General features: G+C 74.3%; 10 protein-coding genes. 6 read left to right on the top strand and 4 right to left on the bottom strand.

Annotated elements, in window-relative coordinates; all coding sequences use genetic code 11:
- On the bottom strand, positions 1-1,153 hold a 1,153-nt coding region (locus tag GTW08_RS09090), incomplete at its 3' end, for an MFS transporter (protein ID WP_346009883.1).
- On the bottom strand, positions 1,150-1,785 hold the full coding sequence (locus GTW08_RS09095) for a DUF3159 domain-containing protein (protein ID WP_100878273.1): 636 nt from the start codon (positions 1,783-1,785) through the stop codon (positions 1,150-1,152). The genes GTW08_RS09090 and GTW08_RS09095, both read right to left, overlap by 4 nt.
- 138 nt (positions 1,786-1,923) lie before the next feature.
- Here GTW08_RS09095 and GTW08_RS09100 point away from each other — a divergent pair, with 138 nt between their 5' ends.
- The 4 genes from GTW08_RS09100 (at position 1,924) to GTW08_RS09115 (ending at position 7,242) form a co-directional block, all read left to right on the top strand.
- A complete protein-coding gene (locus tag GTW08_RS09100) occupies positions 1,924-2,649 on the top strand; it encodes a MerR family transcriptional regulator (RefSeq protein WP_073577254.1) in 726 nt (241 codons plus the stop codon).
- 27 nt (positions 2,650-2,676) lie between these two features.
- Positions 2,677-2,859 (top strand): DUF4177 domain-containing protein, encoded by a 183-nt coding sequence (locus GTW08_RS09105; protein ID WP_073577255.1) that lies wholly within the window; start codon positions 2,677-2,679, stop codon positions 2,857-2,859.
- A gap of 45 nt (positions 2,860-2,904) precedes the next feature.
- Positions 2,905-4,101, top strand: coding sequence for a DUF1990 family protein (locus tag GTW08_RS32930; RefSeq protein WP_083658935.1), 1,197 nt, complete (start codon positions 2,905-2,907; stop codon positions 4,099-4,101).
- Positions 4,102-4,170: 69 nt separating this feature from the next.
- A complete protein-coding gene (locus tag GTW08_RS09115) occupies positions 4,171-7,242 on the top strand; it encodes a DUF3427 domain-containing protein (RefSeq protein WP_304580182.1) in 3,072 nt (1,023 codons plus the stop codon).
- Positions 7,243-7,315: 73 nt separating this feature from the next.
- On the opposite strand, the gene GTW08_RS09120 is transcribed toward GTW08_RS09115, so the two are convergent.
- Positions 7,316-7,783, bottom strand: a complete 468-nt coding sequence (locus tag GTW08_RS09120) for a hypothetical protein (RefSeq protein ID WP_073577257.1) — start codon at positions 7,781-7,783, stop codon at positions 7,316-7,318.
- A 130-nt stretch (positions 7,784-7,913) separates the two neighbouring features.
- On the opposite strand from GTW08_RS09120, the gene GTW08_RS09125 reads away from it, so the two are divergent.
- Entirely contained in the window at positions 7,914-8,666 is a 753-nt protein-coding gene (locus GTW08_RS09125) for a DUF1275 family protein (protein ID WP_073577258.1), read from the top strand.
- 87 nt (positions 8,667-8,753) lie between these two features.
- On the top strand, positions 8,754-10,106 hold the full coding sequence (locus GTW08_RS09130; protein WP_073577259.1) for a spinster family MFS transporter: 1,353 nt from the start codon (positions 8,754-8,756) through the stop codon (positions 10,104-10,106).
- A gap of 9 nt (positions 10,107-10,115) precedes the next feature.
- Here the strand turns inward: GTW08_RS09130 and GTW08_RS09135 are convergent, their stop codons facing one another.
- Entirely contained in the window at positions 10,116-10,712 is a 597-nt protein-coding gene (locus tag GTW08_RS09135; protein WP_073577260.1) for a hypothetical protein, read from the bottom strand.
- Positions 10,713-10,874 lie beyond the last annotated feature (162 nt).

Below are 10,874 nucleotides of genomic sequence, written 5' to 3' on the forward strand. Positions count from 1 at the left end.
TCCCGGCGGCGCCGAGGCCGACCGCGGAGGCCAGCGCCGCGACCGGCGCCGCGGTCAGTGCGGGCGCGGCGAGCAGCAGGGTGTTCTGCGCCCCGAGGACGCGGCCGCGCAGGGCGTCCGGGGTGGCCTCGATGGTGAGGACCCCGAGCACCGCGCCGACCGGGGCGTTGGTGAACCCGACGAGCGCGGCGGCGCCGAGCACCACCCACGGCGAGGCCAGGCTCCCGACCAGCGCGAAGCCGGTGCCGAAGCCGAGCATCCCGACCACGAACCAGGTCCGGCGCCGCACCCGGTTCACCAGCGCCGCGTACAGCACGGAGCCGGCCAGCCCGCCCGCGGCGAGCGCACTCAGCGTCAGCCCGGCGAGCGCGGGAAGGTCCAGCGCCGTGAAGTAGGCGGGCATCAGCGTCGTCTGCAGGGCCGCGATGACGGCGACCAGAACCGCCGACACCAGCGTCGCCCCGAGCACCAGCCGCTGCCCGGCGAGGAACACCCACGACGCCGCGAGATCCCGCACGGCCCTGCGCACCGCACCCCCCGGAGCGGTGCGCAGAACCCCCTCGACCCGCCCGGCCCGCGGGTCCAGCAGCGCCGCGGTCAGCGCCGCGAGCAGGCTCGTCGACGCGGTCACCACCAGCACCGTCGACGCCGGGCCGGCCAGCGCGACCAGCAGACCGCCGATCGCCGGGCCGGCCAGCAGCAGCACGTTGGCCAGGTTCTCGCGCAGCGCGATCAGCCGGTCGAGGCGGCCCGGCCGCGGGTCGAGCCGGACCAGCGCCGGGAGCAGGACCTCCTGCGCGGTCATCGCGGGCACCCGCACGACCGCGCCCAGCACCCCGAGCACCAGGAAGGCGGTCATGCCCAGCCCCCACAGCGCGTCGACGACCGGCAGCGCCGCGACCACCGCGGCCCCCAGGACCCCGGCGACGACGGTCACCAGCCTGCGGTCGACGCGGTCGACGACCAGCCCCGAGACCAGCCCGGTCAGCGCGGACGCCGTGGTCGTCACCGTCGCCAGCACGCCCGCGGCCAGCACGTCCCCGGTGCGCTGCAGGACCAGCAGCGGCAGGACCGCCGCCATGATCCCGCCGCCGAGCAGGGTCAGCCCGTAGGCGGCGAGCCACAGCGCCGGGCTGCGTCGCAGCGTGCTCACCGGACCAGGGCCTTGGTGCTGCGCCGGAACGCCCAGACGACCACCAGCGCGGCCAGCACGGTGAGCGGGGTGCCCATGGCGACCCGGGCGATGCCCAGCCCGCCGGTCGCCTCGGCGACGTAGAGCCACTGCTGGATCCCGAACCGCGCGCCGAGCACCAACGCCGCGGCACCGGTGGCGAGGTCGTGGGCGCGCAGGACCGCGGGCGTCGAGCGCCAGGGGTGCGTGCCCCCGTGGACGGCGTTCCAGATCACGCCGGTGATCGGCCGGCGGGCCAGCAGCGACCCGGCCGTGACGACGAACCCGGCCAGGGAGGCCCAGATGCCGATCACGAAGAAGTCGCGCGCCGACCCGGTCCAGGCGACGATCCCGGCCGCCAGCGCGACGCCGAGCAGGCTGCCGACCGCCGAGCTGAACTTCTCCCGCTGCAGCAGCCGGTACCCGAACAGGGCCAGGCCGGTCGCGACGGCGATGCCGATGGTCAGCGGCAGGGACAGGAACGCGTTGGCCGTCACGAACACGATCACCGGGATCGTCGAGTAGACGAACCCCGCGGTCCCGCCCATCTGGTCGAGCAGGCTCGGGGTGGCGCGGTCGCGGGTCCGGTCGTGCTGCGGCTCGGTCATGGTCATGCCGTCCTCCCTCGTCGTGATGTGCTGCAACGAGGGAAGGCCGTGCCGCCACGGCACACTCAAGCCCGAGGACCCGTCGTGTGGTTCAGGTCACTGCCGGCTTGACCGTGCCGCGACGGCACGGTGTGGGCTCACCCCATGACGTGGAGCACCCGGGAGGTGGCCGAGCTGGCCGGCACCAGCCTGCGGGCGGTGCGGCACTACCACGAGGTGGGGCTGCTGGCCGAGCCCGCACGACGGGCGAACGGCTACAAGCAGTACGGGGTCGAGCACCTCGTGCGGCTGCTGCGGATCAAGCGGCTGGCCGACCTCGGCTTCTCGCTGCCGCAGATCGCGGACACCCTCGACGAGGGCGACCATCCCGAGCAGGCGCTGCGCACGCTCGACGCCGAGCTCGCCGCCACGATCGAACGGCTGCAGCGGGCCCGCCTCGAGCTCGCCACGATCATCGACCGACGTGCTCCGGCGGACCTGCCGGTGGCCATGGCGCCGGCGCAGGCGGCCGCGCTGACCGAGTCCGACCGGTCGGTGATGCTGCTCATGAGCCGGTTCATGGGGCCACGCAAGCTGACCGCCTACGGCGAGCTGCTGCGCGACCTGCCGGCCGACCCGACCGACGGCGAGTTCGACCGCCTGCCCGCCGACTCCGGTGAGGAGGTCCGCGCCGGCCTCGCCGAGCGGATGGCGCCGCACGTGCGCCGGATACGGGAGGCCCATCCGGGCCTGGTCGGCCCGGACGACGACGCCCCGCGCGGAGCACAGGTCCTCGCGGAGACGACGAGCGCGGCGATGCGGGAGCTCTACAACCCGGCCCAGGTGGACGTCCTCGTCCGCCTCGCAGCGCTGCTGCGGGCCCCCCACTGACCACCCGTTCACGGAGAGGAACGAACGATGTTCGAACACAAGGTGCTGCAGTACAAGCTCGGCTGGAAGGGCTTCGACTACCCGGGGATGGAGAAGGAGCTCAACGAGCTCGGCGCGCAGGGGTGGGAGACGGTCGGCACGATCGTGCCCGCGGTCGGCGCGGGCCAGACCATCGAGATCGGGGTGATCCTCAAGCGGGCGCGGGGGTGACCTCGGCGGCCCGCGTCGATCCGCGCGCACCGGGTACCCGCGGGCGTGCCCGACTTCGCCGCGTCGCCACGACGCCACCCGTTCGACCTCGACCCGCGCTTCGGCGCGGTGCTGCTGCCGTTCGGGGTGTGCGATCCCACCGACGCCCACGTCGACCTCGACGACGACGGCCTGCGGGTCCGCTTCGGCCACTTCTCGCTGGTCACGCCGGTCCGCAACCTCGCGGGCGCCCAGGTCACCGGCCCGTTCCGGGCGGCGAAGGCCCTCGGTGCGCGGCTGTCGCTCGCCGACCGGGGCGTGACCTTCGGCAGCACCACCGAGCGTGGGGCGTGCATCCGGTTCCACCGCCCCGTCCCGGCGCTCGACCCCCTCGGTGCGCTGCGCCACCCCGGGGTCACCGTGACCGTCGCCGAGCCGGAGCGGCTGGTCGCTGCGGTCAAGCAGCACTACGCCACGCAGACCCGGCTCACCACCGCGCGGCGCTCGGAGCCGACCCCCCAGCCGGGCCCGGTGGCCCGCGCCGGGGCCGTACTCCGCTACCCCGCGGGCCTCGCACTCACCGCCACCCGCTACCTGCGACGCCTCCCGCACGTCGACCGCGCCGAGGACACCGGTGACGCCTCCGATCTCCCGCCGCCGCTGCCGGAGGAGTTCGTCGACGCGCACCTCAAGACCGTCGGCGAGGGCTCGGGTCCCCTGCTGCACCGCATCTTCACCGTCGACGTCCGGGACAGCGGCCTCGACGCCGCCGCGCTGATGGACCGGGTGTGCGCCGATCTCGACCGTGCCGCCCCGTCGGAGGTGGTGACCTTCCGCAAGAAGCGCGGGCGGCTCGGCGAGGTCGCGGTCGGTGACGAGTACGTCGTGCACATGCCGGCGCCGTGGAACGGGCCGGTACGGGTGGTGCACCGCGACGCGACGTCGTTCCGGTTCGCGACACTGGCCGGGCACCTGGAGGCCGGGCAGATCGAGTTCTCCGCCCACGACACCGGTCGGGGCGTCGCGTTCCGGATCGAGACGTGGTCGCGGCCCGGGGACCGGCCCTCGGCGCTGGTGTTCGACGTGCTGCGGGTCGGGAAGGAGGTCCAGCTGCACATGTGGACCCACTTCTGCCTGCGCGCGGGGGATCTGTCAGGCGGCCGGGTCACCGACGGGGTGCGGGTGCGGACGCGGCGTGCCTCCTGGCCCCCGCGGGTGGGCGGCGGGGCCGGCGCGCGGGCCGGGGAGGGGACGGCGGGATGACACGCCGGCTGGCCGGCGACGATGCGCGACGGCCGCGTGTCCGCCGGGGTCACCCGGCACGCTGACGGCGTGAGCGAACCCCTGCGCGCCGGGGCGCACGAACGTCTGCGCACCGCCCGGCTCGACACCGCCCTCGCCGCCGTCGGCGACCTGACCCCGCGCTGGGACGAGGTGGAGGAGGCGACCCAGCCGCGGGTGCTGTCCCGGCACGTGGCCGAGGTCGTCGAGCAGGCGCTGGCCGACCGGGATCCGGAGCAGCGGGTCGCGCTCGTCAACCGGCTGCTCGCCCAGGTCGAGCGCGAGGAACAGCTCTCCGCCGACCTGCAGCAGCTCATCGCGCTCACCCGGGAGATCGCACCCGGGGTGCACGAGGTCCGGCGTCCCCTGACCCCGCTGTCGGACGCGGCGCTGTTCACCAACGCCGCCGGCGAACCGAAGCTGCACACCGCGCTGCAGTCCGAGCTGTCCAGCGCCGACCGGGTCGACCTGCTCTGCGCGTTCATCCGCTGGCACGGCATCCGGCTCCTGGAGACCGAGCTCGACGTCCTGCACGAGCGTGGCGTCCCGTTCCGGGTCATCACCACCACCTACATGGGCGCCACCGAGCAGCGGGCGGTCGACGAACTCGTCCGGCGGCACGGCGCCGAGATGAGGGTCAGCTACGCGAGCGCGACCACCCGGCTGCACGCGAAGGCGTGGCTGTTCCGCCGGGACTCCGGCTTCGACACCGCGTTCGTCGGGAGCTCGAACCTGTCGCGGTCCGCCCTGGTCGACGGCCTGGAGTGGAACGTCCGGCTGTCCTCGGTGGCCACGCCGGAGCTGATCCGCAAGTTCACCTCGACGTTCGACTCCTACTGGGCTGCGCCCGACTTCGTCTCCTACGACCCGGACCTGCCCGCCGACTCCGAGCGTCTCGCCGACGCCCTGGGCCGTCACCAGGACGACACCACCCCGTTGTCCGGGCTGGAGGTCCGCCCGTTCCCGCACCAGGAGCAGATCCTTGAAGCCCTCGCGACCGAGCGCGAGGTGCACGACCGGCACCGCAACCTCGTCATCGCCGCGACCGGGACCGGCAAGACCGTCGTCGCGGCGCTGGACTACGCGCGGCTGCGCCACGCGCACTCGAGGCTGCTGTTCGTCGCGCACCGCAAGGAGATCCTCGACCAGTCCCGGCGCACCTACCGCAACGTGCTCGCCGACGGCGCCTTCGGCGAGACCTACGTCGGTGGGGACCGTCCGCAGCGCTGGAACCACGTGTTCGCCTCGGTGCAGTCACTGGCGTCCTACGGGGTGGAGAACATCCCGTCCGACCACTTCGACGTCGTTGTGATCGACGAGTTCCACCACGCGGCCTCGCCCACCTACCGCGCGTTGCTCGACCACCTGCGGCCCGCCGAGTTCCTGGGTCTGACGGCGACCCCCGAACGCTCCGACGGCGTCGACGTCCGTGACCTGTTCTTCGAGGGGCGTACCGCCGCCGAACTGCGCCTGTGGGATGCGTTGTCGGCGGACCTGCTGGTGCCCTTCCACTACTTCGGGGTCGCCGACGACGTCGACCTCACCGGGATCGAGTGGAAGCGCGGCAGCTACGACATCACCTCCCTCGACGGCCTCTACACCGGTAACGACGCCCGCGCCGCCAAGGTCGTCCGCGAGACCCGTGCCAAGGTCACCGACGTGACCGCGATGCGGGCGCTCGGGTTCTGCGTCTCGGTCGCGCACGCCGAGTACATGGCGCGGGTGTTCACCGCGGCCGGCATCCCCAGTGAGGCGGTCACCGGGCAGACCGCCCGCGACGACCGTGACGGCGCCCTGCGGCGGCTGCGGGACCGTCGGGTGAACTGTCTGTTCGCCGTCGACGTGTTCAACGAGGGGCTCGACGTGCCGCAGGTCGACACCGTCCTGCTGCTGCGCCCCACCCAGAGCGCGACCGTGTTCCTCCAGCAGCTCGGCCGCGGGCTGCGACGCGCTCCGGACAAGGCGGTGCTCACCGTCCTGGACTTCATCGGCCAGCACCGCCGCGAGTTCCGCTTCGACCTGCGCCTCCGGGCTCTGACCGGCAGCAGCCGGGCCGGGGTCGTCCGCGATGTCGAGGAGGGCTTCCCGTTCCTGCCGTCCGGCTCGGCGATGGTGCTGGACCCGGTCGCCCGCGACATCGTGCTGGACAACGTGCGCAGCCGGCTACGCCTGTCCCGCAGGGACCTCATCGCCGACGTCCGTTCGCACGGCGAGTCGGCCCTGGCCCGCTACCTGCACGAGTCCGGCGGCGAGCTGGCCGACGTCTACCGCGGCAAGGGTTCGTGGACGGCGCTCCGCCGGGACGCGGGCCTGGCCGTCCCGACCACCGGACCGGACGAGACCGCGCTGCTCCGGCGGCTCGCCATGCTGACCCACGTCGACGACCCCGAGCGGGCCGCCGTCTACGCCCGCGTCGCCGACCCGGCCGGTCCGGGCTACGCCGAGCTGACCGCGCGCGAGCAGCGGCTGGCCCGGATGCTGTTCTTCCAGCTCTGGCCCGACCGCGGCGGGTTCGACAGCTACCAGGCCGGGGTCGACCACCTGCGCCGCCACCCCGCGGTCTGCGCCGAGATCCGCGAGCTGACCGCGTACACGCTCGACCAGGCCCGGCACCTGCCGCGCTCGCTGGGCGAGGGACTGCAGAACGTGCCGCTGCAGAGCCACGCGCACTACCGGCGCGAGGAGATCCTGGCCGCCCTGGACTGGGCCTCCTTAGACCGCAAGGCATCCGGGCATGCGACCGGCGTGGTCTGGGCCGACGTCCCGCGGGTCGACGCGCTGCTGGTCAACCTGCACAAGACCGAGCGGGACTTCTCCCCCACCACGATGTACCGGGACTTCGCGCTGCAGCCCGACCTGTTCCACTGGGAGTCGCAGAACGCGGCCTCCCCGGAGACGGGGACGGGCCGGCGCTACCTGATCCACGCCGAGCAGGGCAGCCACGTGGTGCTGTTCGTCCGGGACTCCCCCGGCGACGACGTCGGCCCCGGCGCACCGTTCCTGTGCCTGGGCGCCTGCACCTACGTGTCCCACGAAGGCCGCAAGCCGATCGCGATCACCTGGAAGCTGCGCCGCCCCATGCCGGGTGAGACGTTCCGGGCGGCGAGCGTCGTGGCGTCCTGACCCGGAGCGGGCATCGTGCCGGAGGCGGCACCGCCGGCCGGGGACAGATCCGTCCGGACACTCGCCCTCCGGTTCAGCCTCCCCCACTCGACGCGGCGGCCGCGTTCTGCTGCTCCCACACCGAGAGCACGACCGCGACGACGAACAGCTGCGCCGGCAGGCTCAGGCCCGGCAAGGTCGCCTCGGCCCCGCCGCGCCACCAGCTCGACTTCCGGATCGTCCCGGCCGTCCGGTCGCCCTCGACGAGGTGCTGCTCGGAGCTCCACACCGAGGCCCGGCGGAAGCGGTAGGACCGGCCGTCGGCGGTGACGGTCCAGTGCTTGCGACCAGCCCGCTCCGCCGTGGCGACGACGGTCCCCGCGGAGTCGGTCATCGTGTAGGTCCTGCCCCAGACGGTCGATCCGATCCGGTACTCGCGGCCCTCGACCTGGATCTGCCCGCCGGAGCGCCACCAGTGCGAGCTGAAGGTGCTGACCGGCGCGCCGTCCAGTGTGAACTCGTAGTCGCGGCGCCATACGCTCGTCCGCTCGGCACGCAGCATGGGGTGATCGAACCATCCGAGTCCTCGGCACACCGCGCAGGCCGGGTGGGCGGGGACTCGGCCGGGCGGCGAGCTGATCATTGCCCCCCACTTAGCGTCCCCTTAGGCCGAACGGCCGAATGCTGCCGCCGTGCTCACCACAGATCATGACAAGCGGACGACCCGGATCTTCGCGGCGGTACCGCTGCTGCTGGCCGCGGCGGCGGGCGCCCTGGACGGGGCCTCGTTCACGGCGTTCCACGACGTGGTCGTCAGCGCCATGACCGGCAGCTTCGTCGCGCTCGGCCGGGGGCTGGGGTCGGTCGCGGCGCTCGCCCCCGCGGCCTGGGCACTGGGCGGCTACGTGCTGGGCCTGGTCGCCGGCACCGTGACGGCGGGTCTGGCCGAGCGGAGGCTTCCGGCCCGGGGCGCCGTCGGTGTCACGCTCGGCCTGGAGCTCGCGGTCCTGTCCGCGTTCGGCCTCGCGTGGCTGCTCGGCGGGCCGGGACACGCCTTCCCCGTGGAGCCGATGATCGGGACGGCGACGCTGGCGATGGGGCTGCAGGGGGCGGCGCTGCGCCGGATCGGTCCGGCCGGCACTCCCACCAACTACTTCACCGGGGTCGTCACCAACTGGGTGTCGGGCATGGTCGACCCGGCCGGGCGCAGCTGGAACCCCGGCGCCGGAGCCCGCATCGCGGTCTTCGTGCTCGCCGTCGCCGCGACGGGCTCGCTGCACCGGGTCCTCCCGGCCGGAGTGGTCGCCGTGCCGGTGGCCCTGGTCGCCGCCGCGACGGTGCTCGCCGTGGCCTCGGCACGCTCCCGGCGCGCCGTCGGGCTGCGCCCGGCCGACCACACCGCGGCCCGGACCCGGTCGATGGTGGTGACCCCGACCGGGGCGTGAGCCGCGGACGGTGACGGATTCGTCCCCGTCGGGCAGTCTGACCGGCGTGGCCGCAACGACGCGTCCACGCCGAGGACCGGGGGTCACATGACGACCGAACGGGAACGTTTCCTGCCCACCGGGCAGGGCGAACAGGCCCCCAACGCCGGCCGGGTGCTGGCGCTGCTGTTCGCCGCCAACACGTTCAACTTCTACGACCGGGCCGTCCCGGCGATCGTCGCCGAGCCCGTCAAGCTCGAGTTCGGGCTCTCCGACCTGCAGATCGGCGTCCTGGCCGCCGCGTTCACCGTCGTCTACGCCCTGTGCGGGCTCCCCCTCGGGCGCCTCGCCGACCACCGCTCGCGGGCCCGGATCATGGGGTGGGGCATCGTCGCGTGGAGCCTGCTGACGGCCGCGAGCGGCGCGGCCTGGAACTACGTCTCGCTGCTGCTGATGCGGGTCGGCGTCGGTATCGGCGAGGCCAGCTACGCGCCCGCCGCGAACTCCACGATCGCCGACCTCTACCCGGCGGGGAAGCGGGCGCGGGCGTTCGGGCTGTTCCAGCTCGGGCTGCCGGTCGGGCTCGTGCTCGCCTACTTCTCGGTCGGTGCGATCGCCGAGGCGTTCGGGACGTGGCGGGCCCCGTTCGTGCTGGCCGCGATCCCCGGGCTGCTCATCGCGGCCGGGTTCTTCCTGGTGCGTGAGCCCCGCCGCGGGGCGTCCGAACCGGCGTCGACGACCACGGTCGAGGCGACACCGGCACCGGTCGACCGGCCGTTCCGGCGGATCCTGGCCGTCCCGACGATGTGGTTCCTGATCGTCGCCGGGATCGGCGCGAACCTCGCCGCCTACTCGGTCAACACGTTCACCGTGCCGCTGTTCCAGCGCTACTTCGGTGCGTCCCTGACCGGGGCGGCGGTGCTGACCGGCGTCGTCGTCGGCGTGACGGGGCTGGCCGGGCTGCTCGTCGGCGGCTGGGTGTCGGACCGGGCCGCCCGCCGCTCGACGGGTGCGCGGGTGCTGGTCGGTGCGGTGGCGACGCTGGTGTCGGTCCCGCTGACCTGGTTCGCGCTGTCCGTGGGGCCGGAGGCGACGGGCACGTTCGTCGTGCTGTTCGGCGCCGGCTGGCTGCTGCAGTACCTCTACTACACCTCGGCCTACCCTGCCGTCGCCGACGTCGTCGGGCCGCGGCTGCGGTCGACGGCGACGGCGGTGTTCTTCGCCGCGTTCTACCTGCTGGGCGGCGCGGTCGGGCCGGTGATCGCCGGTGCCCTGTCGGACGCGTTCGCCGCGGACGCCCTCGCCGCGGGCGCGAGCCCGGCCGACGCGGCGGCGAACGGGCTGCGGCAGGCCCTCGCCGTGATCGTGCCGCTGTCGATGGCGATCGCGTCGGCGGGGCTGTTCCTCGCCGCCCGCACGGTGCGCCGGGACAACGAGCGGATGACCGCGGCCGCCGGCTGACCCGGGCTCTCAGCCGGGCAGCCGGGTCCAGTCCCGGTCGTCGACGTCGGTGCCGAACGCGTCGAGCGTCACCGTCGTCGAGTCCTGGCGCTGCTCCGGCAGCCGGATCCGGCGCACGTGGGCGCCGTCGAGCCACACCTCGCCCGGCTCGCCGTCGCCGGTGGTGACGGTCAGGCGTCGCCACCGCTCGCCGCGGTCGGCGACGACGCCGTGGTCGTGGGCCTCGGTGACGTCGGCGAGCCGGTCGAAGGCCGCCAGCGGGGTGACGATCCGGCCGGGATCGGTGAGGCCCAGCCGGTCGAGCCTGCGGCCGGGCCGCCCGCTCCAGACCCGGTCCTCGATCTGCACGAACGCGATGTGGTCGTGGCCCACCATGGCGCGGCGCCGGGTGAGGTCGAGGACTCCGCTGGTGACGACCTCCCGCGGCACCCGGCGCAGGACGGCCCGCGCCAGGGCCGGGAGCGGGCGCCGCCGCCGCGGGAGCGCCTCGCCCACGGCGCGGGTCCCGGACATGTCCATCAGCAGGGTGGCACGGGCGGTGCCGGCCGCGAGGGTGCGGCCGACGGCGTCGCGCAGGCGGACCATGGCCGGGCTCTCGGTGGTCATCGTGGGGCCTTTCGCCGGTAGCTCGGGGACGGACACCTGCGAGCCTGCCCGTCGGCGCGGCCCGGCGAATCGGTCCGGAGGACGATCCGTGTCTCCACCGCAGGGAGGAGGCGGGGTCAGCCGGCGTCGAGCGCGCCGGTCAGCCGGGCCAGTACAGGAGCG

Source organism: Pseudonocardia sp. SID8383 (genome assembly GCF_009864975.1).
Taxonomy (GTDB): domain Bacteria; phylum Actinomycetota; class Actinomycetes; order Mycobacteriales; family Pseudonocardiaceae; genus Pseudonocardia; species Pseudonocardia alni.